Here is a 23,396-nt window from a genome sequence, read left to right on the forward strand (position 1 = left end):
GCATAGCTCCAAGCCTTATGAAGTTTGTTCTTGTGCTTTTTTTGCGAAATATTCCTCTGCTAATTGATCGACTTCTTTCTTTAGCTCCTCTACCATCGTTTCTTCTGGAACTTTGCGAACAATTTTTCCTTTTCGGAATAAAAGACCTTCACCACGGGCACCAGCTATACCAATATCAGCTTCACGTGCTTCACCAGGACCGTTGACGGCACATCCAAGAACAGCGACTTTGATTGGGGCTTTTATTTTGGAAATATATTCTTCAACCTCATTTGCGATACTTATTAAGTCAATTTCAATTCTTCCGCAAGTCGGACAAGATATTAGCGTAGCGGCATTTGATGCTAGCCCGAAAGTTTTCAATAATTCACGTGCTACCTTTACTTCTTCAACTGGGTCTGCACTCAAAGAAATTCGAATCGTATTTCCGATTCCTTTGTTTAAAAGAACTCCTAATCCAGCGGCACTTTTGATCGTACCTGCAAACAAAGTTCCTGATTCTGTAATTCCTAAATGAAGAGGGTAATCAAAAGCTTTTGCAGCTTTTTCGTATGCCTCAATTGCTAATGGCACATCCGATGCCTTCATGGAAACGATGATATCATGAAAGTCTAAGTCTTCCAGAATTTTTATATGATGTAAGGCGCTTTCTACCATACCATCAGCTGTTGGATACCCGTACTTTTCTAAAATACGCTTCTCTAATGAACCAGCATTCACTCCAATGCGAATAGGGATTCCGCGTTCTTTTGCAGCATTCACAACGGCTTCCACTTTTTCTCTACGGCCGATATTACCTGGGTTGATCCGAATTTTATCTGCCCCGCCTTCAATGGCTTTTAAAGCAAGGCGATAATCAAAATGTATATCGACAACAAGCGGGATATGAATACGCTTTTTTATTTCTTTTATAGCGTTTGCAGCCCGTTCATCTGGACATGCAACACGAACAATTTGGCATCCCGCTTCTTCTAACCGATGAATTTCTTTAACTGTTGCATCAACATCATGTGTCTTTGTTGTCGTCATACTTTGGATGACAACTTCATTATTTCCACCGATTGTTATATTACCAACTTTAACGGGTCTAGTTTTTGTACGATGTGTTATTTCACTCACGAGTATATCGCTCCTTAAGAATTGATAGAAGTTAAAACATCAGATTCTCTCCAATATTTTAACAATGTCTATTGTCAATTGACAAGGAAGAAACGTATTTGATTGGCTTTTCGTAAAAGCTTTGTTGCTTTTCGACTGTCTTTGAACCGAACAAAACTTGATCCGACAAATTACATTGTCCAACCATCGACTTTTGTTCGGTTTAGGTCACAATACAAGTGTGACATAGAAGCGTGTCGCTTGCCTATGCAGCCGAAAAGCTATAGAAAAGGAACATTCTTTTAGAAAAGAGCTTTTCGATTTTATTTATAAACAGGGAATTTATAGGAATTTCCTATTTTTAATTGGTGTACAGAGATATTCGGATTTAATTGTTCAAAATCATGAATGATTGTTTCGATTGATACTGGAAGAGTATGGTTATGAAGATTTTCAACGACCGAAAGAACAGTATCTCCTTCTTTTACTTTTATGACGACGTATTGTTGGTGATTGACAACTTTGTTATTAGGAGTCTGCTGCGATAGAAAAACTGGTTGAGTAAAGGGTAAAGTACCAATTTTTAAATCATAATAAATGATATATATCAAAAAGAGGATTGTAAAAAGGGTGAGCATTCGTTTCATCATACCCCCTCCAATTGGACAAAAAAATGATTTTTTTACACTATTATGCTTGTCCATAAAAAAAATACATAAAAAATCACCGTGCTCCAAAATATGAAGTTTTATACCCCCTTCCATTATGGAAAAGAAATGGTGTTCGTTTTTGATCATAATTAGAGAATTTATTCGATCTTTACATTCACTTAATAATTTTCTGTCATAATGTATGTTGAAATCGAAAAAGAGGGAAGGTTGTTATGTTTACACAAATACGAAAGAATACAGAAATAATTCGAAAATTCCCACAGTATGCTGGTTGGAAAAAATTACATAGGTCAATGAATTTACGCTTTTTATCTTTTTCTGCTCGGTTAAACCTTTTTGTTCTTATATTATTAGTAAGCTCAATTTGTATTGTTGGTTTTAGTGCCTATAAAAAAGCAAGTGAAACGACGTATCAAACAATTGAAAAGCGGTTAATGAGAGAAGTGAATATGACAGCAGATATGGCCGCTAACTTAATGTTTGCTTATGTTGGAAATGAGAAAGAATTTTATCAGCGTTTTAATAATCAAGTGCTTCCTAAGCAATCATCTTTGCTCATACAGGATGGTTTGCCTGCAGATTTTTTTGTAGTCAAAGATGAACAAGTCGTTCCTCTGCCAATAAGTGAAAGGACAGGTTTAACATTTTCAAAAGAACTAATTCGGGAAATCATCAAGACAGATCATGGAGTGTTGCATAGTGAAATAAATGGAAAGCCATATACGTTAACATTTAAACAAATTCAAGAATTGAAAGGGATATTTTTACTAGCTGTTCCAACAGATAGTTATATGAGTCCGATAAAAAAATTAGCCCATTATACACTTTGGACTGCCATTATTAGTACAGCCATTATGACCATTATGCTTTTATTTGTTGTGCGTAGTATTACTAAGCCGTTAACGATTTTAAGAAATACGATGAAGGAAATTCGAAAAGGGAATATCCAAAAAGATGTGAAAATCAATACATCTATTCCTGAAATTTATTCCTTAATGAAAAGTTTTAATGAAATGATAAGAAACATGCGAATGATGCTGCGAAAGATCAACTCAACGACCGTTGAATTAACGAACACAGGAGAGAATCTAAAAATATCTTCAGAAGAAGTAATGAACTCGAATCAAGCATTATTAAATTCGATTCAAATTGTCAAAAAAGGGGCTGAGCAAACAGCAGATAGCTCAGAAAAAAGCGTAAAATCATTTCAAGATATGAAAAAGATGACCCAGCTAGTGCTTGGTAATATTGACCATCTATATAAACGAGCAAATGATATGAATGAATCAGCCAAAGTTGGTGAGCATGTCATGGCGAATATGATTCAAACAATGGATTCATTTGAACGTGAATTTAATAAGTTAATCGAAACTTTTAAAGGAGTGAAAGACTATTCACTATCTATTACAAAAGTCGTTCACATTATTCAAGAAATTGCTGGAAAAACAAAGCTATTAGCTTTAAATGCAACAATAGAAGCACAAAGAGCTGGAGAGGCAGGGAGAGGTTTTGCTGTTGTGGCAAACGAGGTGCGAAAACTTGCTGAGCAATCTTCAAAGGCAACAGTAGATATTAATCGCTCTGTTACGATGATGGAAGAAATGACGATAAATGCCTCTCAAGAGTTTGAGTGTATGTTCCAAAATATGTTAGAACAATTATCAATTGCCAAACAATCAAGAAATTCTTTCGATCATTTAATGATTGAAATTGAAAAAGTAAATGAAGTATTACGTCAAACTACAAAAAATCTACAAAAGTTTCATCGAATTATTCCTGAAATGGAAAAGGATACAGAAAACCTTTTATCGGTATCACAAGAAACACATGCTAGTGCCGAACAAATGCAAGTAACAGCACATGAGCAAATGGAGCGGATTCATGAAACTCATCATATTGGGTTAAAACTTTCTGAATTAGCCATTCAATTATCTTCCATCTCTAAAAAATTCACAACATCATGACATAAAAAAAGCTATCCCATAAATGTCAAACAGTTTGATGTCTGACACTATAGCTTGGGACAGCTTTTTTTAACCTTGTTTTTTCGGACTAGGTATTTCTTTTAATGTTAAATAAAGGATAATTAGATGTACACACCAATTTATATAAAATTCAAATGGGACTGTTGACTTGAATATATCCATAATCATAAAAAATACGGTTGCAAGGGTTATGGAATAAGCTGAAACTGTCCAAAGCTGTTTGAAATTTAGTTTTTTTCCAAATCGATTTTTCAATAAGATCGCCATAAGTGCTAAAAATGAAATTTCTATGAACTTGACAAAGGATGAGGACAAATACAATAAGAAAAGGAAAACAGATAGAATAATGGGCATTAATTTTGTTAATTGTTGTATAATCTGAATGAGATCTTTTTTCATTAATGTGTTTTCAAACATCGTATATTCAAATGTTTGGGCTTGTCCATTTGTTACGACAACAAATTGATCGGTCAACAATCCAATTGCGTTTCTTCTTTTTTCTAAATCTTTTTTTGTTAAAATCCCTTGGTTATCCAAAACTACAATATAATCACCTTTTTTCACTTCAATTGGCTGATCAACTTCCGATATAAGCTTTCCATTTTTTATAGAGAAATCAGGTAGTTCTTTTTCCATTGTTTCATCCAAACCTTTAAATCCACTAATTATTCCTTGTGAAATATAAACGGCATTTGGTAAAAAGGCAAGGAATGAAAGCAGGAAAGCATACAAAATCGTTTTTCCGATCTTTTGAAACCTTGTCATTGCAATGATTTTTGGTGAATATAAAGACTGAATGAGCTGCAAAACCATATTCATGAGCTATACACATCCTTTAATTTAAATCCTTTTTCATTTTATCTTCGTTATTATATTCAAGCAAGGAAAGTGTATATCAAAAATGTTGCAAAAAATGGTATGAAAAATATTTGTAAATTTTATATTAAATATATGAATAAACCTTTACAAAAAATAAATAAATCGTTAATAATGATAAAGGTTGTTGATGTTTGTCGAGGAAAGACGAAATAAGGGGTTGAATTACGTTGGAATTCGATGTACAAAAGATGATTTTTGAATTTATTGGCGGCCTTGGGATTTTTTTATTCGGTATCAAGCTAATGGGTGAAGGTTTACAAAAGTCAGCAGGAGATAAACTGCGGGATATTTTAGACAAATTCACAACAAATCCTATTATGGGGATTTTGGCAGGTATTCTTGTTACCGTTTTAATCCAATCTAGCAGTGGCACAACTGTATTAACTGTTGGTTTAGTATCAGCTGGATTTATGACTTTAAGACAAGCGATTGGTGTCATAATGGGGGCAAACATCGGTACAACGATTACTGCGTTTATCATTGGTTTTGAAATTAAAGAATATGCATTACCGATTATTTTTATTGGAACTCTCTTCATATTTTTCTTTAAAAATAAAAAAATTCATAACATCGGTGAAGTATTTTTCGGTTTTGGGGCATTGTTTTTTGGTCTAGAATTAATGGGTGATGGAATGAAGCCTCTTCGTTCATTAGAAGCGTTTCACGACTTAACGGTAAGTATGAGTCAACAGCCATTACTCGGTGTACTCATTGGTACAATTTTTACAGTTATCGTCCAAAGTTCTAGTGCAACGATCGGTATATTGCAAGAACTTCATGGACAAGGGCTTATCGATTTACAGGGTGCTTTGCCAGTTCTTTTTGGTGATAATATCGGTACCACGATAACAGCTGTTTTAGCATCCATTGGTGCATCAGTAGCGGCCAGAAGAGCAGCATTAACACATGTCATATTTAATTTAATAGGAACAGCGATATTTTTAATTATTTTAAAATTTTTCACATCTGTTATAAGTGCTTTACAAATGAATTTAGGCTTAGGTCCTGAAATGACGATTGCGTTTGCTCATGGTATTTTTAATACGACCAATACACTGATTCAAGCTCCGTTTATTGGCGGACTTGCATGGTTAGTAACGAAAATTATCCCTGGCGAAGATTTAGCCATTGAATATAAACCGAAGCATTTAGACCCACTATTTATTGAACAATCGCCATCTATAGCGTTAGGACAAGCGAAAGAAGAAGTATTAAGAATGGGAAAATTTGCTTCAATCGGATTGGAGGAAGCAAAGCAATATGTCTTTACTAAACAGCAAAAGCATGCGGAAATCGCGATGCAATTGGAAGACGCCATTAACAATTTAGATCGAAAAATTACGGATTATCTCGTGATGATTTCAAGTTATGATATGTCAAACGCTGATTCTAGGCAACACTCTATTTTAATGGACACTGTACGCGATATTGAACGAATAGGTGATCATTTTGAAAATATTGTGGAGCTAGTCGATTACCAAATTTCCAATAAGGTAAAACTGACAGAGCAAGCTCAACAAGATTTAAATGAAATGTTTGAAATTACCGTATCGACTGTAAAAGATGCTATTCAATCATTAGATGACCATAATACAACTTTAGCATCAAAAGTACTGAAGGCTGAAGAAACGATTGATAAGTTAGAACGAACATTCAGAAAAAAGCATATTATACGAATTAACGAAGGGGTGTGTTCAGGACAAGCAGGTATCGTTTTTGTAGATATTATTAGCAATTTAGAGAGAATTGGCGACCATTGTGTGAATATAGCGGAAGCTGTTTTAGGTTATCGAAATTAATTATATAATGAAATGATAAAAGTAAGAGGTCTATGTTGGATTTCTTACTTTTTTTATGAAAACTAAATGCAATATATAATGGCCATCAGATTGTATTGACACAATGTTATATTGATATTAAAATTTATATTGTCCATTTGAAATATTAAGGACCCTTAGCTCAGCTGGTTAGAGCAGACGGCTCATAACCGTCCGGTCGCAGGTTCGAATCCTGCAGGGTCCATTCCAGCATTGCGTAAAAAGCAATGCTTTTCATTTTAAAAAAAGCTGTTTTCGTACGCTTTGTTGCTTTTCGACTGTCCATAAATCACAAAGTATGTGGTCGGACAAACCGCATTTGTCCGACCATCGACTTTTGTTCTGTTCATGTCACGCTTGCAAGTGACGTAGCAAGCGTATCTCGAAAAGCTATAGTAAAACAACAATCTTTTAGAAAAGAGCTAAAAAATAAGTGTATATATCTTAATTAAAATGGGTAAGATCACATTGATTGATGAAATTTATGCATATAAATTGAAACATCTTGGTAAGTTTGGTAATCTGAATTTAAGCTTATAAAATTATTTATAAGCTATTTTTTCAAGTACATAAATTTAAAGGAGGAGATATGATGGCATTTGAATTACCAAAATTACCTTATGATTATGATGCATTAGAGCCTCACATTGACAAAGAGACGATGAACATTCACCACACGAAACATCACAACACTTATGTTAATAACTTGAACGCTGCACTTGAAGGAAATGAAGAGCTTTTAAGTAAAAGTGTGGAAGAAGTTATTGCCAATTTAGATGCAGTTCCAGAAGAAAAACGTACTGCTGTTCGCAACAATGGCGGTGGACATGCGAACCATAGCTTATTCTGGACAATTCTTTCGCCGAATGGTGGAGGAGAACCTTCTGGCGAATTACTAGAGGCAATTAACAAAAAATTTGGAAGCTTCGAAAGCTTTAAAGCAGAATTTGAAAAGGCTGCAGCTACTCGTTTCGGTTCTGGTTGGGCATGGCTTGTTGTGAATAACGGTGAGCTTGAAGTCATGAGCACACCTAACCAAGATTCTCCTTTAATGGAAGGGAAAACACCAATATTAGGCCTTGACGTGTGGGAACATGCCTACTACTTAAAATACCAAAACCGTCGTCCAGAGTATATTTCTGCATTCTGGAATGTCGTCAATTGGAGAGAAGTTGAAAAACGTTATAACGAAGCAAAATAATGAAAATATTTGATATGGAGACAGGGAGCTTATTCCCTGTCTGTCTTTTTTTTTGGCTGTTTTCGTAAACTTTGTTGCTTTTCGACTGGATTTAGCGTGTAGCAAGCGTTTCGCTTGCTTGACAGTCGAAAAGCTATCGTATAGTAAAGCTACAATCTTTTAGAAAAGAGCCTTTTTTATTTGATCGAGTTTTCTTTATCAAAATTGTTCTTTATATGCATACATAACTTCCCTTGCATCAGGCACACTAAACAGTAGATGCAAAAGGGGAGTTTCAATATGGCAAAAATCCAAAAAATTATCGGCGATGTAGAATTAAATCGTGATTTAGTACTACTTCTTTTAATTGGTGGTTTATATTCATTAAGCATTTCTTTATCAAACACCTTTGTAAATGTTTATTTATGGAAACAATCAGGTGAGTTTTTAGATTTAGGGTTATATAATTTGTTTAGCGTTATTTTTCAGCCTTTAACGTTTATTATTGCAGGCCGATGGGCAAAAAAAATGGATCGCATCATTGTATTGAGGCTAGGAGTTACTTTTTTATCAATATTTTTCATGACCGTTCTAGCAATCGGAGACTTAGCATCTCAATACATTATTCTTCTTGGCTCATTAATTGGAATTGGATATGGTTTTTATTGGCTTGCTTTTAATGTATTAACGTTTGAGATTACAGAACCAGAAACGAGGGACTTTTTTAATGGATTTTTAGGCGTTTTAACTTCAACAGCTGGTATATTTGGACCTATTTTAGCTGGATTTATTATTTCGCGATTAGAGAACTTTAAGGGATATACAGTTATTTTCACGATATCCCTTCTATTATTTATCTGTTCTGTAGTATTAAGTATGCTGCTTAAAAGACGAGAAGCAAAAGGGGATTATATTCTTTGGGAAATTTACAAAGAGAGAAAACGAAACAGAAATTGGCGGTATATAACAAATGCTCATTTTTTTCAAGGGATTAGGGAAGGGACATTTGTTTTTATCATTAGCGTCTTTGTATTTATCAAAACAGATAGTGAATTAGCACTAGGTACATTTGGATTGATCAATTCAATTGTCGCCTTTTTTGGGTATTATTTAGCTACAAGAATCATAACGAAAAAAATGCGGAAAAAGGCGATCCTAATCGGCGGTTTAATTTTATACTTCTCCGTTTATATTATTATTTTTCAATTAACATACACGAATTTATTAATTTATGGAATATTAATTGGAATTGCCTATCCAATTCTATTAGTTCCATATGTTTCTATGACGTATGATGTAATAGGAAAAGGCTGGAATGCGGCGAAAGCAAGAATTGAATACATTGTCATTCGTGAATTATTTTTAAATTTTGGGAGAATTGTGTCCATCCTAATCTTTATACTTGTTGTGCAGGTATATGATGCAAAAGAAGGCATTCGCTATTTATTGGCAGTATTAGGAATTGGGCATACGTTGATTTATCCATTTGTAAAAAGAATAAAATTGCAAGAAAGTAATCGGACAATGAAGCAAGAAAAACAAATCAGAAAACCAAATTTAGCGGATGGAGGAAATGGATAATATTTTTGAAATACGTTTCAATTAGTTATGGTAGAATAGCCGCAGCACTCAAATACGAGATTTACAAAACCTTTACATTTGTTTAAAACTTATTTAATAGTTCAACGTTATTCTATTACTCGTAGGACTTAAACAAGAACATTAGGGGGAATTTTAAAATGAAAAGCTTTAAGTTTTTAGCAATGTCCATCATGATCGGTTCTTTGATGGCATTTGCTGCAGCATGTGGAAATGGAGAATCTACAAACACAAATACAAATGAAGGTCAAACAACTGAAGCTGGATCGGAAGAAAAGCAATTACAAGGTGAAGTAGCCATTGACGGTTCTTCTACAGTAGGACCAATCATGGAAGCTGTTTCTGAAGAATTCTCTAAAGAATATCCTGATGTTAAAGCACCAGTTGGTATTTCTGGTTCTGGTGGTGGATTCAAACGCTTTGTAGTAGGTGAAACCGATATTTCGAACGCATCTCGTCCAATTAAAGACGAAGAAGCTGCTCAAGCTAAAGAAAACGGAATTGAATACACTGAATTTAAAGTTGCATTTGACGGTTTATCTGTAGTAGTAAACAAAGACAACGACTGGGTTGATCAATTAACAATTGAAGATCTTAAAACAATGTGGACTGGCGAAGCGAAAAAATGGTCTGATATTAACCCTGAGTGGCCAAATGAACCTATCAAATACTTCTCCCCTGGTACTGACTCTGGTACTTATGACTATTTTAACGAAGTAGTTCTTGAAGAAGAGCCTATGGTAAAAGATGCTACATTATCTGAAGATGATAATGTACTTGTAAAAGGTGTTGCTAACGATAAAAATGCTATTGGTTTCTTTGGCTATGCTTACTACTTAGAAAATAAAGATACATTAAAAGTTGTTCCAATTGTTAACTCTAACGGTGAAGCTGTAGAGCCAACAAATGAAACAATTGAAAACGGAACATACGAGCCGCTTTCTCGTCCGCTATTCGTATATGTTAACAACGCTTCTGTAAAAGAGAAAGAGCAAGTTTACGAATATGTGAAGTTTGCGTTGGAAAATGCTGGCGACTTAGCTGAAGAAGTTGGTTATGTACGTTTACCACAAGAAGAATATGACAAAGCTATAGAAACTCTTGAAAGCTTAAAATAACAAAATATATGATGAGAAGCAGCTCAGCTATGCTTCTCATCTTCCTATGTAAATGGGAAAGGGGTTTTCAATTATGTCTTTATCAACAGGACAGTCAGTAAGAGATTTAATACAACAAAAAAAATCTAAGAAATCCGGTTTGCAAATAGTTGAAAAGCTTGTACCAAAAGTATTGTTTGTTACAGCATTCATTTCCATTTTAACGACAATCGGAATTTTATTAACATTAACTACAGAAACGGTGACATTTTTTACACGTGTTTCAATTGTTGATTTTTTAACAGACACAGAATGGTATCCTTTTTATGAAAATGATGCATCTTACGGAATTATGGCGCTTATTTCAGGTACTCTTTTGATTACATTTATTGCAATGCTTGTTGCACTGCCAATTGGACTTGCATCCGCTATTTTCTTGAGTGAGTATGCATCTGATCAAGTTAGAAGAATTGTTAAGCCGATTTTAGAAGTGCTTGCAGGAATTCCTACAATCGTTTACGGATTTTTTGCCCTTACATTTGTTACCCCATTATTACAAAAAATGATTCCAGATCTTGGTTTTTTTAATGCTTTAAGCCCTGGTATTGTTGTTGGAATCATGATTATACCGATGGTCGCATCCCTCTCTGAAGATGCGATGAGCTCTGTACCAAATTCTATGCGTGAAGGAGCTCTTGCATTAGGGGCAACGAAGTTTGAGGTAGCGATTAAAGTTGTGTTGCCTGCTGCTATTTCAGGTATTGTAGCTTCATTTGTGCTTGCGATTTCCCGTGCAATTGGTGAAACGATGATTGTAACATTAGCAGGTGGTGCTACCCCGAAATTAACATTTGATCCTACAGAGTCTATCCAAACAATGACTGCTTATATTGTTCAAGTAAGTTCAGGTGATGCTGGTTATGGAACAACTATTTATTATAGTATTTACGCAGTAGGGACAACATTATTCATGTTTACATTAATCATGAATATGCTTGCTCAATATATTTCTCGTCGTTTCAGGGAGGAGTATTAAGATGAAATTAATAGACCAATCGGCAGTTGTCAAACGAATGGGTGGTCGACTCGTTAAAAATAAATTATTTTACTTGATTTTTTTGTTCGCAACGTGTTTTGCATTAGTCGTTCTTGCAATCCTTTTATATCGGATATTCACTCAAGGAATTAGCTATGTCACACCAGAGTTTTTCCAAAATTATGCGTCTCGGAGGCCGTCAGCATCCGGTATAAAGGCAGCATTGGTAGGTTCGATTTGGCTGATGGGTGTAGTAATACCGGTATCTTTATTTTTAGGTGTGGGTACAGCCATTTACTTGGAAGAATATGCAAAGAAAAACAGATTTACAAACTTCATTCAAACGAATATTTCTAATTTGGCTGGAGTGCCTTCCATTGTATTCGGATTGCTAGGTTTAACTGTTTTTGTTCGTACGATGGAACTAGGTCGAAGCATTCTTGCTGGTGGACTCACCATGAGCTTGCTTATTTTACCTGTAATTGTCGTAGCATCACAAGAAGCTATTCGTGCGGTACCGAAAGAATTGAGAGAAGCTTCATATGGAATGGGAGCAACAAAATGGCAAACGATTTATCGCATTGTCCTTCCAGCAGCTCTCCCAGGCATTTTAACAGGTAGTATTTTGGCGTTCTCACGTGCAATTGGAGAAACAGCTCCATTATTAGTTGTTGGTGCTTTCGCATTTGTAAATTATTTACCGGAAAACTTGTTAAGTACATTTACAGTTATGCCAATCCAAATATACAATTGGGCATCTCGTCCGCAAGCTGAATTCCAAAATGTTGCTGCAGCAGGTATTATCGTATTGTTTTTGTTCCTTATTGTAATGAATTCAATTGCTGTATTTATTAGGAATAAATACCAGAATCGCTATTAAATGTTCCGCAGAATGAAGGAGGTTTTTCATATGTCAATAACATTAATGAAAAAGGAATCAGATATGTTAAACAAAAATGATCATCATCACATGGAAAACGAAAAGAAAGTGGTTTATGAAACAAAAAATTTAAATTTATGGTACGGTCAAGATCAAGCTTTAAAAAACATTGATCTTGAAATATACGAAAATGAAGTCACTGCCATTATTGGACCTTCTGGGTGTGGAAAGTCAACCTATATTAAAACATTAAACCGTATGGTAGAATTAATCCCGATCGTTCGTACGTCTGGTGAAATTTTATATAGAGGTAAAAATATTTTTGATAAATCATATCGTGTTGAAGAGTTGCGTACGCAAGTTGGAATGGTATTCCAAAAGCCCAATCCATTCCCTAAATCCATTTATGATAATATAGCTTATGGTCCTCGTATTCATGGTATTCGTGATAAGAAAATATTAGACGAAATCGTTGAAAAAAGTTTGCGAGGGGCAGCCATTTGGGATGAAGTAAAAGATCGTTTACATGAAAATGCTTACGGTCTTTCAGGTGGTCAGCAGCAAAGATTATGTATTGCCCGCTGTTTAGCGATTGAGCCTGACGTTATTCTAATGGATGAACCAACTTCTGCCTTGGATCCTATTTCTACCTTAAAAATTGAAGAGCTTGTACAGGAATTGAAGAAAAATTATAGTATTATCATTGTTACACATAATATGCAACAAGCTGCGCGTATTTCTGATAAGACGGCTTTCTTTTTAAATGGTGAAGTAGTTGAGTTTTCAGAAACGGATAAACTATTCTCTAATCCTATTGATAAACGTACTGAAGATTACATTACAGGACGATTCGGTTAATAGATCAAGATTTGTACGGATTGATGACAGACTCCCTGTAAGTCTGTCATCCACCAATTATGTTTTTAAGAAGGACCAAAATGGGGGTACATGAATGATTAGGGAAAAATTTGAATTAGATTTAAAAGAGCTTCAATCAAAATTAGTCGAATTAGGTGATTTAACGGAAACTGCTCTGAATAAAGCAATGGATGCGTTTCATAAGCAAAATATCGATTTAGCTTTAGAAGTAATTGAAGATGATAAAAAAGTTGATATTTTGGAAGAAGAAATCAATGATTTTGCTATTATTTTAATTGCTAAACAACAGCCTGTTGCTATTGATTTACGGAGAATTGTAACAGCCATTAAAATAGCAGCAGATATTGAAAGAATGGCGGATTTTGCTGTGAATATTGCAAAGGCAGCCATTCGCATCGGAAATGAACCATTTATTAAACCGATAGATAACCTTTTGAAAATGCATGAAATAGCTACAAATATGCTTTCAATGATAATTAAAGCGTTTAATGAAGAGGATGTTTTGCTTGCGAAAAAGGTAGCGGATATGGATGATCAAGTCGATGCATTATATGGAGAAACCATTCGCGAATTGTTTAACATCTTTCCGAAAAAAAATGAATCGATTAATCAAGTCACACAATTAGCTTTTGTTAGTCGTTATATTGAAAGAACGGCAGATCATGCAACTAACATATCTGAAAACATTTTTTATTTAGTTAAAGGTCGACATTATGATTTAAATGATTAACTAACATGTTTTCATCTTTTCCCATTAAATAGGAAGAGGGTGTCCCAAATTGTATACTTTTGGGACACCCTTTTTATTATAATATCAGAATTTATATCATGATCACGAAGGAATCAACCCTTTTATATAGTTATGGATGTCTAGTGAAAGCCGCCCAGCGACTAGTGAACTTCCCTCTCCTCCTTCCGATAAGTCAACATCGACGCTTTCGCTCTTCGTGTTTCCTTTATCTCATGCGGAGCGGTCCAGTTCATACGTCGCTAAGCGGGGCGCTTGCGTTTTTCTTATCTCGTAATAGCTTCTGCAATTTCATAAAAGCTCATATTTTCATTTACTTCAAATGTTCCGATTTGTACCCGTGTATGATAATCGTTTTTAATTAAATATTGATTAAATTCGGATGCGGATTTGATAATTCCTGCGCTTTCAAGTGCTTTAGAAACATCACTAGTCGTCATGCCTTCTTGAATTGTAATCATTACTTTTTTCGGTTCTTGTTGAACTTCCTCTTTACTTTGTGTTTGTTCGTTGTTATTTTTTTCTGTTTCCTTTGTATTTTCTACTGCTTCTTGCTGATTTTGTTCTTTTGTAACCTCTTGATCCTTTAAAGCTATTAATTGTTCATATTCTTTTTTGGAAATTACAATTTGCTCATTTTCTGATAAATATTTGTTAATATCTGTTTCTGTTATTTTTTTTTCAGCGACAGTTGGTTTGTTATATCCACCAAGATAAAATGTTAGGCTTAAAAGCGATGTAGAGACAATCATTCCTGCAGAAAAAGCTTGTAAACTTTTTTTGTTCATGATAACTCCCTCTTATTTTGTTCAATAATTAGTTTTACTTCTTCAGCTGTCACATTTTCAGATTTGGCGATATCCGTAATGGACATTCCTTGTTTATATTTTGTTAGGATTTGATTTTTTGTATAGTAATCAAAATTAATAATAGGTTGAGTGTTTTGACTAATTGAGCCGTTTCCACTTTGTAAAAGCTCTTCTTCAAAAACTCTCATTTTTTTCTTAATTTTATATATTTCCTGCATAGCTGAGACGGATAAGTGTTCCACTTCTTGCTCTAATTCTTTGAAGTGATCCCGTCCAGTAAATGATATTCCTAATAAGACGATACTTATTAAAAATAATAAAACAATCACGAATTCCATTATTCTCACCTTCTTAAACATATTCCCTATATTTTTATAACATAAATAATGTAGAAACTAAATGAATTTTTAAGAAAAGAGTTGATTATTGTAAAATGCTACATATTGAATGGTTCGTTTTTCTAGTAAACCTAATGATATAAATACGATCTATAATTTTCTTATTTGTCGGTCGCTCAGAACATTTTCATATAATTTTTTCAAAGGCTCTTTTCAAAAAAATTGTTCGCTTGCAAGCGACTCGCTAGCAATGTCACGCTATACCGAGTCGAAAAGCAACAAAGTTTACGAAAATAAACTTTAAAAAAAAGCTATTTCTTGTTAAACGATGATGATTTAAATTGAAAATGTTGATTTGCTGTGGATTTTAAAGAATAATAATGGTATTATATAAAAGTCTGATTTAAAAATTGATGTTTGGAGGGAAATAAAAATGCGTGTAAATATCACGTTAGCTTGCACAGAATGTGGTGAGCGTAACTATATTTCGACAAAAAATAAACGCACAAATACAGAACGTATAGAGTTAAAAAAATATTGTCCAAGAGATAAGAAGCATACTTTACATCGTGAAACAAAATAAAACAGTAGGAAATGCATTTCCTGCTGTTTTTTTATGATCATAAACAACTTGGGGGGAAAATAATTGAATAAGTTACAATACCGTAACATGGTCAAACAAAAATTGGCTTTAATAAAAGATGATACTTACGAAAAGATGTCTAATCAAATCGCTCATCGCTTATATGAAAACACGTACTGGAAAACGGCAGCCACTATTGGGATAACGATATCGAAAGGAAAAGAAGTCAATACGTATCCAATTATACAACAGGGTTGGGAAGAAGGAAAAAAGATAGCTGTTCCCAAATGTTATCCAAAAGAAAAGCGGATGGAATTTCGATATATTCATTCATTCGACCAGTTAGAATCTGTATACTTTGGATTAAAAGAGCCAATTGTTGCTGAAACGGAGCTTTGTGAAGCAAAGGAAATAGATCTAATGATTGTTCCAGGTATTGTTTTTGATCCGAAAGGCTACCGGATTGGATATGGAGGGGGTTATTACGATCGCTATTTAAAACATTTTCATCAGCAAACGATTTCACTTGCTTTTTCATGTCAGATAATTGATAAAATTCCATTTGATGACCATGATATACCTGTGAAACAAATAATTACAGAAATAGGTACGGTGAACTGTATACATGACGGCCGTTAATATAATCTCCTTTCTTTTCATATTTTTTCTTTCAATCAGCGGCGTTTTTTTGAAGCTATTAACTTTTACTGGGTCTCTCGCAGCATTTGCAATTGGGTTAAGCATTTATATTGGCTTTGGCTGGAATGGACTAATCGTATTGGGCATCTTTTTTGCATCATCGAGTTTATGGAGTAAATATAAAAAAGAAAAGAAACAAAGTCTTGAAAAAATTGTAGAAAAAGGAGATCAGCGCGATAGCTTTCAAGTATTAGCCAATGGTGGTATTCCCGCAATCATGGCCATTTGTTCTTTTATCTATTATGATGTAGCTCCATGGGAGTCGTTATTTGCCGTTGCGATTGCAAGCGCTAATGCTGACACTTGGGCATCAGAAATAGGAACTTTAAGTAAAAGAAAACCACGGTTATTATGGTCATTTAAAGAAGTGGATATAGGGACTTCAGGTGCGGTGACAATGCTTGGTACACTGGCTGCTTTTTACGGTGCCAGTCTCATCGGAATAGCATTCTATATGTTATTTACACAGGATGTTATTGTTTTGTTTACGGTAATCCTGTTTGGGTTTATCGGAAGCCTTTTGGACACGGTATTAGGGAGTACTTTACAAGTGAAATATCGATGTAAAGTATGCCGTATCAAGACGGAAAAAAAGGTTCATTGCAATAATCGTGCGCAAAAAATACACGGCTTATCCTTTATGAACAATGATGGGGTCAATTTTTTATCCATAACGCTAGCCACATTGCTTTCTTATTTGTTTTATATTTTGATTTTTTAAATTTGCTGTTTATTTACGGATAAAGACTCCTCTTTTAACAAATGTTAAAAGCAGGAGGGGTTTTGATGAAACAATTAAAAAGTTTGATCCTGTTATTCATAGGTGTTTTGATGATTGTTCAATTTCGTTATCAAATATTAAACATGCTTCTTGGACAAAAAATCATTCGTCATATTTTCATTAGTCTTGCTCTTAATATTCCGTATATGAAAGAACGTTTCCTCAAAAATGCATTATTATTTCAATCTTAACATCGTAAATGTCTTGGCTGGCTCAGAGGGAGAGGCGGCCATTATTTTATTTTCTGCCTCTTTTGGTTACAGTTTCATTTATAAAACATCAATGGCTTGTTATAATAGAAAAAAATGTTTCGGAGAGATCAAAAAATGGTTATTTATCAAGACTATCTTTTTTGGCGATTAATTGAAAATTTAGTCATTCAAAAACATTTTCGACTTGTCAATCTATCATCTGATCATCATGAAGTGTGGCTTGAGCCTGCCAATCGTAAAGATTTTCAGCTAATTCGTTTAAAACGCTTTGATATTGATTGGAGCAATTGGATTGCACAAGATCTAGACGCATCCTTATCAACATTTGAATCCATTCGCAAACAATCTTATAAGCCTAGTTTAAATATTTTAAATGTTTACATATCTACATATGAACCTGTTGATGAATGGCGCCATATAGTACAAAGGCCTTTAACGAAAGGACGCACGGCATTAAAAACGATTTTCATTGACAAGGAGCATAAGACGGAAGGAATAGTTTCTCTTGAAGAAGCGCTTTCCGTTTCATTTGCAACGTTATTGAATCATTTGGAATTTTATCATGTTGACCAAATGGATTATGAACAATTAAATAGGATTAAACATACTGTTGTTACATTTGCGAATCAACAAATTAGACAAGAACGGGAAATTTTTGAGAGGGGAAAGCCGTTTTTTACTTATATTTTTTTAGGGGTACAAATGTTTATGTTTTTAGTTCTCGAGCTGTTTGGGGGAAGTACCAATACGAACACCTTAATTTTTTTTGGTGCTAAAGTGAATGAACTCATCTATCAAGGTGAATGGTGGCGGCTTATCACTCCAATTTTTTTACATATAGGCTTTTTGCACTTATTAATGAATTCCTTTGCTTTGTATTATATTGGGACTACTGTTGAAAAGATGTACGGATCTTGGCGGTTTTTATTTATTTACCTATTTGCAGGTATTATTGGTTCATTTTTAAGTTTTGTTTTTAGTCCCGCCATTTCTGCTGGAGCCTCAGGATCCATTTTTGGATTGTTTGGTTCTTTATTGCTGCTAGGCATCATGAAGCCGAATTTGTTTTTTCGTACAATTGGACCGAATATCTTAATTGTGATCGCCATAAATTTAGCTCTGGGATTTACGATTCCAAATGTTGATAATGCAGGGCATATTGGTGGATTAATGGGCGGATTTATTGCCGCCTTAATTGTACAACTACCGAAAATGTCCCGTTTATTTTTACGACTTGTTGGAGTTATATTATCGATAGGGCTAGTGTATGGACTTTTTTACTATAGCTTTTATCTTGGGAGTTAATGAGTGAGGGCTTATAAGATGTCAATGTAAAGGGAAAAGGAGTGATGTTACGTGGTACATGAAAGCTACGTAAAAGTACGTTTTTGTGAAACAGACGCATTAGGGCACGTAAATAATATCAGTTACTTTATTTATTTAGAAGAAGCAAGAATCAATTTTTTTCGTGATATCGGCTTTCAGGTTGATCCTAAAAAATGGAATTTTATTTTAGCATCTACGAAATGTGATTTTGTAAAGCAGGCCTATTTTAATCAGAAGCTCTGTATTCTTACTTCAGTTTCGCATATTGGTACAAAAAGTTTTCGTCTTAGTTCTAGAGTCGTAGATGAGGAAACGAATCAACTAATTGCGAATGGAGAGGCGGTAGTTGTTTATTTTGATTTTCAAAAACAACAAAGTGCTGCAATCCCTCCTCAACTAAAAGAAGAGTTAACAAAATATATGGCTACCTAATAAAAATCGGCCAATCGCACGAATATTTCCATGGTTTTTTCAAGAACGAATCACCCAAACTTTAATGATTCAAACAGAAGATCATCTCGAAGGAGTTCGCGCATTTCAAGAGAAAAGAAAACCTCAATTTCAAGGAAAGTAGCAAACGAATCAATCCCATTTTTACAGTTCGGTAGATTAGAAGTATTCTAGATTGTTGTTCCACGGGCTAAATTAACCCGTGGTTTTTCGCTGTTGAATTCGAAAGTTCTTGTTAGATTTATGAATGTCTATCGTCGTATATTACCTTATTCAAAACTAATCCGTTGATATAATTTATAAGGATAACCGCTTTTCCCTTCAATAAGCACAAGAAGATGAGAATGATCTTTTGCAACTAAAATAAGCGGTACACTGCTTCCAATAGGGTCTTCAATCGATCCGTCTTTTTGTTTTAGTCCGAGAAAATAATTTTTATATAGCCCTTCCCACAATTTTCCGATCACGATTTGTGTCTGTTCAAAAGTTAATCCATTTAGTGCTTTTTCATTATAGGACGATAATTCCGTGAATGGTATTGGATAATATTGAGACTCATCAATCTGAAAATGTTTCATGAGAGAATTCCAGCGATAGTGCAGATGTTGATTTTGAATATGATCCAATATTTCTTTCCATTCGTTTTCCTCCCTTGTTTCTGGTGTGCGAAAAGAGGTTAAAGGACTAAACGATGAATGAATAACATATAGGTGGTCATCACTCATTTTTTGGACACTGTGGATCGCTTCTTCATTTATATGAATTTCCCCGTAATGAAAAGAAATGGCTTGATAATGGCTGCTGTCTTTTCCAGTTACCTTCACATATTGAGCGAGTTTTTGACTATTGTCCTCCCATTCAGACAATGTATCCCTCAAAATACCGTCAGCAAATAACATCGAAATATCTTGTCGTAAATAAATTTCTTCACTCGTTGAAGAATGAACATCCCATTCAATAGCATATTCCTCTGAATTTTTTTTTCCGATCAACGATAACGTTGTATATGTTTCGGTAAAAAACACTTGATCGCTTAAAGGAAAAAAGATGATGCTTTCACGAACAGAAAAAAGTTTAGATAAATAGATCGTCATAGCAAGGACGAATGAAAGGAATAAAAAAAACTTCCATTTTCGTTTCAACATGACCATTTTGATCACTCCGACCGTACAAGTATGTTAAGAAATATGCTTGTCATGAACGAAATATCACTTAAATGGTATGTTTTTTAAAAAAATTGTCCATGATGGCTAAAGAAAAAACGTGAGGAATCGAAAAGTTACAGTGCATGTTGGCTCTTGTGATCCGACCAATGTAATTAAATTCCATCTTCGTAGATGGGTGATTCACTTTATTTGGGAAAAGCCATATAGGTGCTTTGATCTCAATAGAAATGGAGAATTGCGATGAAACAAAAAAAGATTGAACATAAAGTTTCAGCGGAAATTAGGAAAAATCGCCATTTTTTAAATGAAAAATTAGGTGTCGATAAAAGTTTTGACGTTATTAAGCTTGATGTCACATATGCTGAACGTGATATGACATTTTATATGATTGACGGTTTTGTTAAAGATGACATTCTTCATTATTTAATGGAATTTTTGGCGAAGCAAAAGCGCGAAACATTAGAAAAACATACTCTTGAAAAATTGATTAAAACGTATATACCGTATGTTGAGATTGACACAACAGATGACTTAGAAAAAATTGTTGATTATGTTCTGGCAGGGCCTTCTGTTCTCATTGTGGATGGTTTAGAGTATGCAATCGTAATTGATGCTAGAACATACCCTGTTCGGGGACCAGAAGAGCCCGATATGGAAAGGGTTGTAAGAGGCTCTAGAGACGGTTTTGTGGAAACGATTGTTTTTAACACAGCGTTAACGCGGAGAAGGGTAAGAGATCCATCTTTACGAATGGAGTATATACAAGTAGGTAGAAGATCGAAGACTGACATTGTCGTTTGTTATATAGAGGATATTGCCGACAGACATCATGTTGAGGAAGTGAAAAAAGCTCTCGCTCGTATTGATACTGATGGGCTACCAATGGCTGAAAAGACAATTGAAGAATTTTTATCTGGAAGACATTGGAATCCTTATCCGCTTGTGAGATATACGGAACGCCCTGATACAGCTGCTGTACATTTGTTTGAAGGACATGTCATTATTTTTGTAGATGGTTCACCGAGTGCGCTTATTACTCCAACGACTTTTTGGCATCATTTGCAGCATATGGAGGAATATCGAAATAAACCATTTACAGGTGCCTATTTAAGATTTGTCCGTTTTATCGGAGTATTTGCATCCATTTTTCTTTTACCATTATGGTATTTACTTGCTGAAAACCGAGAAATGGTTCCGAACTTCATGGGATTTATCGGTACAAAAGAAGAGGGGTCCGTTCCGTTATTGCTGCAGTTTATCATCATTGAATTAGGCATTGATTTATTGCGAATGGCCGCGATTCATACTCCGTCATCCTTAGCAACTGCATTAGGATTAATAGCTGCATTGATGATCGGACAAGTAGCGGTAGAAGTTGGACTTTTATCAAATGAAGTCATTTTATATTTGTCAATGGCTGCAATTGGAACGTTTGCGACCCCAAGTTATGAGCTGAGTTTAGCTAATCGATTGACTCGTATGGGGCTTTTGTTAGCAGCTGGATGGCTTGGACTATTAGGTTATGTCATTGCTGCAACATTATGGCTCTTAATGTTAGCAAGATTAAAATCATTCCAAGTCCCTTATTTATGGCCATTCATTCCATTTAATTATCGTGCACTTCGTGATGTGTTTATCCGCTCACCAATTCCTTTAAAAAACCGAAGACCGCGGTTTCTCCATCCTCGAGACCCCGACCGTTAAGACAACAGATGATTATCACTGTTGTCTCTTTTTGTAGCTTGGAAATGAAAAAGTAGAACACTTGTTGACAAGAGGGTTTTAATCTAGTCCATTAAAGTGAATTTGTTTTCTACCATTTACTTCTTGACGGCTAAATGGGATTCTTTATACTTGAATATGTACTGATACATTGAGTTAGAAGGTGACAGTGTTTGAAAACGATTTATGATATACAGCAGCTGTTAAAACAGTACGGGACGATTATTTATATCGGGGACAGAATGGCTGATTTGGAATTAATGGAAGAGGAAATCAAACAGCTATACGAATCAAAGTTGATTGAAGCGAAAGATTATCAGATGGCCCTGCTTTTGTTGAGACAAGAAATGCAGCGGGAACGGGAAAAACATTTGAAAAATAAAGGATGAGGAAAATGACAGAAACATATCTTGTTGGGGTTGATCTCGGCGGAACAACGATTAAATTAGCGTTTATAAACATGAATGGAGTATTAATTGAAAAGTGGGAAATACCAACGAATAAAAAAGATAACACGATTGTGGAAGACATCGCCAAAGCCATTGAAGAAAAAGCAAAATCCATCGGAATTTTAAAAGACCAACTTGCTGGTATAGGAATGGGGGCTCCAGGACCTGTCAATCTTGAAACAGGTGTAGTTTATCAAGCGGTAAATTTAGGATGGGAAAATTATCCTTTGAAAGAAAAGCTTGAACAGGCAATAGGTTTGCCAGCAATTATTGATAACGATGCAAACATTGCCGCATTAGGGGAAATGTGGAAAGGAGCAGGACAACAGGCAAAAGATTTAATATGTGTTACGCTTGGCACAGGTGTTGGCGGCGGTATTATTGCAAACGGTGAAGTTATTCACGGTGTACGTGGTGCTGGAGGAGAAATTGGTCACATAACTGCTGTTCCTGAAGGAGGAGCCCGATGCAACTGTGGGAAAACAGGCTGCTTAGAAACGATTGCTTCTGCGACTGGTATTGTTCGCATCGCCATTGAAAAAATGCAAAAGATTGAAACAAGTATTTTAAATGATCTTTATGAACAAAACGGTAAACTTACCGCTAAAGATGTTTTTGATGCTGCAAGAAAACAAGATCAAGCAGCGCTTGAAGTCATTGAAGAAATGTCCTTTCATTTAGGACTTGCATTAGCAAATTTAGCAAATGGCTTAAATCCAGCGAAAATCGTCATCGGCGGAGGAGTTTCACGAGGTGCTGATTTATTTATAGAAAATGTGACATTTTATTTTAACAAATTTGCGTTTCCAGCCGTAGCAAAGGGTGCTGAAATACGAGTTGCCACACTCGGGAATGATGCGGGAGTTATTGGGGGCGCATGGCTTGTAAAATCGAAAATCATGAATCACTAGCATTTTAGCGCTTATCAAGCGCTTTTCTTTTTTGTGCTAATGATACAACATTTTGAATGAATAGTGAAACTTTTTATGAAG

Annotated in this window: 24 protein-coding genes and 1 tRNA gene; 19 read left to right on the forward strand and 6 right to left on the reverse strand. The window is 34.8% G+C overall.

Going from position 1 to position 23,396, the window contains the following annotated elements:
• Nucleotides 1-15: 15 nt before the first annotated feature.
• Together ispG and J2S06_RS02005 are read right to left on the reverse strand one after the other, a co-directional pair.
• A complete protein-coding gene (ispG, locus tag J2S06_RS02000) occupies nucleotides 16-1,125 on the reverse strand; it encodes a flavodoxin-dependent (E)-4-hydroxy-3-methylbut-2-enyl-diphosphate synthase (protein ID WP_419151444.1) in 1,110 nt (369 codons plus the stop codon).
• 296 nt (nucleotides 1,126-1,421) lie between these two features.
• Nucleotides 1,422-1,745 (reverse strand): hypothetical protein, encoded by a 324-nt coding sequence (locus tag J2S06_RS02005; RefSeq protein WP_419151127.1) that lies wholly within the window; start codon nucleotides 1,743-1,745, stop codon nucleotides 1,422-1,424.
• A gap of 236 nt (nucleotides 1,746-1,981) precedes the next feature.
• On the opposite strand from J2S06_RS02005, the gene J2S06_RS02010 reads away from it, so the two are divergent.
• Nucleotides 1,982-3,733: a methyl-accepting chemotaxis protein gene (locus J2S06_RS02010; protein ID WP_419151128.1), complete on the forward strand. Its 1,752-nt coding sequence runs from the start codon at nucleotides 1,982-1,984 to the stop codon at nucleotides 3,731-3,733.
• Between the two features lie 69 nt (nucleotides 3,734-3,802).
• Here J2S06_RS02010 and J2S06_RS02015 read toward each other — a convergent pair whose 3' ends face one another.
• Entirely contained in the window at nucleotides 3,803-4,573 is a 771-nt protein-coding gene (locus J2S06_RS02015) for a DUF1189 domain-containing protein (RefSeq protein WP_419151129.1), read from the reverse strand.
• A gap of 227 nt (nucleotides 4,574-4,800) precedes the next feature.
• On the opposite strand from J2S06_RS02015, the gene J2S06_RS02020 reads away from it, so the two are divergent.
• The 9 genes from J2S06_RS02020 to phoU all read left to right on the forward strand — a co-directional run bounded on the left by J2S06_RS02020 (nucleotide 4,801) and on the right by phoU (nucleotide 13,851).
• The gene (locus J2S06_RS02020; protein WP_419151130.1) at nucleotides 4,801-6,432 is read left to right on the forward strand and encodes a Na/Pi cotransporter family protein; all 1,632 of its coding nucleotides are present in this window, start codon (nucleotides 4,801-4,803) and stop codon (nucleotides 6,430-6,432) included.
• A gap of 149 nt (nucleotides 6,433-6,581) precedes the next feature.
• Nucleotides 6,582-6,655 (forward strand) — tRNA-Ile (locus tag J2S06_RS02025).
• Nucleotides 6,656-7,042: 387 nt separating this feature from the next.
• Nucleotides 7,043-7,651: a superoxide dismutase gene (locus tag J2S06_RS02030; RefSeq protein ID WP_419151131.1), complete on the forward strand. Its 609-nt coding sequence runs from the start codon at nucleotides 7,043-7,045 to the stop codon at nucleotides 7,649-7,651.
• Nucleotides 7,652-7,930: 279 nt separating this feature from the next.
• Nucleotides 7,931-9,211, forward strand: coding sequence for an MFS transporter (locus tag J2S06_RS02035; protein WP_419151132.1), 1,281 nt, complete (start codon nucleotides 7,931-7,933; stop codon nucleotides 9,209-9,211).
• Nucleotides 9,212-9,369: 158 nt separating this feature from the next.
• Nucleotides 9,370-10,347, forward strand: a complete 978-nt coding sequence (locus J2S06_RS02040; RefSeq protein WP_419151133.1) for a PstS family phosphate ABC transporter substrate-binding protein — start codon at nucleotides 9,370-9,372, stop codon at nucleotides 10,345-10,347.
• Between the two features lie 73 nt (nucleotides 10,348-10,420).
• Nucleotides 10,421-11,362, forward strand: a complete 942-nt coding sequence (gene pstC, locus J2S06_RS02045) for a phosphate ABC transporter permease subunit PstC (RefSeq protein WP_419151134.1) — start codon at nucleotides 10,421-10,423, stop codon at nucleotides 11,360-11,362.
• A 1-nt stretch (nucleotide 11,363) separates the two neighbouring features.
• The gene (gene pstA / locus J2S06_RS02050) at nucleotides 11,364-12,242 is read left to right on the forward strand and encodes a phosphate ABC transporter permease PstA (protein ID WP_044895859.1); all 879 of its coding nucleotides are present in this window, start codon (nucleotides 11,364-11,366) and stop codon (nucleotides 12,240-12,242) included.
• Nucleotides 12,243-12,287: 45 nt separating this feature from the next.
• Complete coding sequence (pstB, locus tag J2S06_RS02055; protein WP_459077038.1) at nucleotides 12,288-13,100, forward strand: phosphate ABC transporter ATP-binding protein PstB; 813 nt, start codon at nucleotides 12,288-12,290, stop codon at nucleotides 13,098-13,100.
• 94 nt (nucleotides 13,101-13,194) lie between these two features.
• Complete coding sequence (gene phoU, locus J2S06_RS02060; RefSeq protein WP_419151135.1) at nucleotides 13,195-13,851, forward strand: phosphate signaling complex protein PhoU; 657 nt, start codon at nucleotides 13,195-13,197, stop codon at nucleotides 13,849-13,851.
• A gap of 284 nt (nucleotides 13,852-14,135) precedes the next feature.
• Here the strand turns inward: phoU and J2S06_RS02065 are convergent, their stop codons facing one another.
• Together J2S06_RS02065 and J2S06_RS02070 are read right to left on the reverse strand one after the other, a co-directional pair.
• Nucleotides 14,136-14,657, reverse strand: a complete 522-nt coding sequence (locus tag J2S06_RS02065) for an endolytic transglycosylase MltG (RefSeq protein WP_052659508.1) — start codon at nucleotides 14,655-14,657, stop codon at nucleotides 14,136-14,138.
• A complete protein-coding gene (locus J2S06_RS02070) occupies nucleotides 14,654-15,016 on the reverse strand; it encodes a DUF6115 domain-containing protein (protein ID WP_044894433.1) in 363 nt (120 codons plus the stop codon). Before J2S06_RS02070 ends, J2S06_RS02065 begins: the two co-directional genes overlap by 4 nt.
• Nucleotides 15,017-15,449: 433 nt before the next feature.
• Here J2S06_RS02070 and rpmG point away from each other — a divergent pair, with 433 nt between their 5' ends.
• The 6 genes from rpmG (at nucleotide 15,450) to J2S06_RS02100 (ending at nucleotide 19,049) form a co-directional block, all read left to right on the forward strand.
• Nucleotides 15,450-15,599, forward strand: a complete 150-nt coding sequence (gene rpmG / locus J2S06_RS02075; RefSeq protein ID WP_044894432.1) for a 50S ribosomal protein L33 — start codon at nucleotides 15,450-15,452, stop codon at nucleotides 15,597-15,599.
• 63 nt (nucleotides 15,600-15,662) lie between these two features.
• Entirely contained in the window at nucleotides 15,663-16,238 is a 576-nt protein-coding gene (locus J2S06_RS02080; RefSeq protein ID WP_083979259.1) for a 5-formyltetrahydrofolate cyclo-ligase, read from the forward strand.
• Nucleotides 16,225-17,019 carry a DUF92 domain-containing protein gene (locus tag J2S06_RS02085; protein WP_044894431.1) on the forward strand — a complete coding sequence of 265 codons (795 nt, stop codon included), beginning with the start codon at nucleotides 16,225-16,227 and terminating at the stop codon, nucleotides 17,017-17,019. The genes J2S06_RS02080 and J2S06_RS02085 overlap by 14 nt, the downstream gene beginning before the upstream one ends.
• A 65-nt stretch (nucleotides 17,020-17,084) precedes the next feature.
• Nucleotides 17,085-17,270, forward strand: coding sequence for a hypothetical protein (locus J2S06_RS02090; RefSeq protein WP_044894430.1), 186 nt, complete (start codon nucleotides 17,085-17,087; stop codon nucleotides 17,268-17,270).
• A 135-nt stretch (nucleotides 17,271-17,405) separates the two neighbouring features.
• Nucleotides 17,406-18,596, forward strand: a complete 1,191-nt coding sequence (locus tag J2S06_RS02095) for a rhomboid family intramembrane serine protease (RefSeq protein WP_044894429.1) — start codon at nucleotides 17,406-17,408, stop codon at nucleotides 18,594-18,596.
• Between the two features lie 51 nt (nucleotides 18,597-18,647).
• Nucleotides 18,648-19,049 (forward strand): acyl-CoA thioesterase, encoded by a 402-nt coding sequence (locus J2S06_RS02100; protein WP_419151136.1) that lies wholly within the window; start codon nucleotides 18,648-18,650, stop codon nucleotides 19,047-19,049.
• 287 nt (nucleotides 19,050-19,336) lie between these two features.
• On the opposite strand, the gene J2S06_RS02105 is transcribed toward J2S06_RS02100, so the two are convergent.
• Nucleotides 19,337-20,218: a hypothetical protein gene (locus J2S06_RS02105; protein WP_052659507.1), complete on the reverse strand. Its 882-nt coding sequence runs from the start codon at nucleotides 20,216-20,218 to the stop codon at nucleotides 19,337-19,339.
• A 255-nt stretch (nucleotides 20,219-20,473) separates the two neighbouring features.
• On the opposite strand from J2S06_RS02105, the gene J2S06_RS02110 reads away from it, so the two are divergent.
• The 3 genes from J2S06_RS02110 to J2S06_RS02120 all read left to right on the forward strand — a co-directional run bounded on the left by J2S06_RS02110 (nucleotide 20,474) and on the right by J2S06_RS02120 (nucleotide 23,315).
• Complete coding sequence (locus J2S06_RS02110; RefSeq protein ID WP_044894427.1) at nucleotides 20,474-21,937, forward strand: spore germination protein; 1,464 nt, start codon at nucleotides 20,474-20,476, stop codon at nucleotides 21,935-21,937.
• Between the two features lie 191 nt (nucleotides 21,938-22,128).
• Nucleotides 22,129-22,344 (forward strand): YqgQ family protein, encoded by a 216-nt coding sequence (locus J2S06_RS02115; RefSeq protein WP_044894426.1) that lies wholly within the window; start codon nucleotides 22,129-22,131, stop codon nucleotides 22,342-22,344.
• A gap of 5 nt (nucleotides 22,345-22,349) precedes the next feature.
• Nucleotides 22,350-23,315: an ROK family glucokinase gene (locus J2S06_RS02120; protein WP_419151137.1), complete on the forward strand. Its 966-nt coding sequence runs from the start codon at nucleotides 22,350-22,352 to the stop codon at nucleotides 23,313-23,315.
• Nucleotides 23,316-23,396: the final 81 nt, after the last annotated feature.

This window comes from Bacillus alveayuensis, assembly GCA_030812955.1.
Classification (GTDB): domain Bacteria; phylum Bacillota; class Bacilli; order Bacillales; family Aeribacillaceae; genus Bacillus_CB; species Bacillus_CB alveayuensis.

Coding starts and splice junctions, on each gene's coding strand:
- J2S06_RS02070 (WP_044894433.1), bottom strand. CDS start 15,016: ATGGAATTCGTGATTGTTTTATTATTTTTAATAAGTATCGTCTTATTA.
- J2S06_RS02035 (WP_419151132.1), top strand. CDS start 7,931: ATGGCAAAAATCCAAAAAATTATCGGCGATGTAGAATTAAATCGTGAT.
- J2S06_RS02120 (WP_419151137.1), top strand. CDS start 22,350: ATGACAGAAACATATCTTGTTGGGGTTGATCTCGGCGGAACAACGATT.
- J2S06_RS02005 (WP_419151127.1), bottom strand. CDS start 1,745: ATGAAACGAATGCTCACCCTTTTTACAATCCTCTTTTTGATATATATC.
- J2S06_RS02110 (WP_044894427.1), top strand. CDS start 20,474: ATGAAACAAAAAAAGATTGAACATAAAGTTTCAGCGGAAATTAGGAAA.
- J2S06_RS02065 (WP_052659508.1), bottom strand. CDS start 14,657: ATGAACAAAAAAAGTTTACAAGCTTTTTCTGCAGGAATGATTGTCTCT.
- J2S06_RS02105 (WP_052659507.1), bottom strand. CDS start 20,218: ATGGTCATGTTGAAACGAAAATGGAAGTTTTTTTTATTCCTTTCATTC.
- phoU (WP_419151135.1), top strand. CDS start 13,195: ATGATTAGGGAAAAATTTGAATTAGATTTAAAAGAGCTTCAATCAAAA.
- pstC (WP_419151134.1), top strand. CDS start 10,421: ATGTCTTTATCAACAGGACAGTCAGTAAGAGATTTAATACAACAAAAA.
- J2S06_RS02090 (WP_044894430.1), top strand. CDS start 17,085: ATGAAACAATTAAAAAGTTTGATCCTGTTATTCATAGGTGTTTTGATG.
- pstA (WP_044895859.1), top strand. CDS start 11,364: ATGAAATTAATAGACCAATCGGCAGTTGTCAAACGAATGGGTGGTCGA.
- J2S06_RS02010 (WP_419151128.1), top strand. CDS start 1,982: ATGTTTACACAAATACGAAAGAATACAGAAATAATTCGAAAATTCCCA.
- J2S06_RS02085 (WP_044894431.1), top strand. CDS start 16,225: ATGACGGCCGTTAATATAATCTCCTTTCTTTTCATATTTTTTCTTTCA.
- rpmG (WP_044894432.1), top strand. CDS start 15,450: ATGCGTGTAAATATCACGTTAGCTTGCACAGAATGTGGTGAGCGTAAC.
- J2S06_RS02030 (WP_419151131.1), top strand. CDS start 7,043: ATGGCATTTGAATTACCAAAATTACCTTATGATTATGATGCATTAGAG.
- pstB (WP_459077038.1), top strand. CDS start 12,288: ATGAAAAAGGAATCAGATATGTTAAACAAAAATGATCATCATCACATG.
- J2S06_RS02015 (WP_419151129.1), bottom strand. CDS start 4,573: ATGAATATGGTTTTGCAGCTCATTCAGTCTTTATATTCACCAAAAATC.
- J2S06_RS02095 (WP_044894429.1), top strand. CDS start 17,406: ATGGTTATTTATCAAGACTATCTTTTTTGGCGATTAATTGAAAATTTA.
- J2S06_RS02040 (WP_419151133.1), top strand. CDS start 9,370: ATGAAAAGCTTTAAGTTTTTAGCAATGTCCATCATGATCGGTTCTTTG.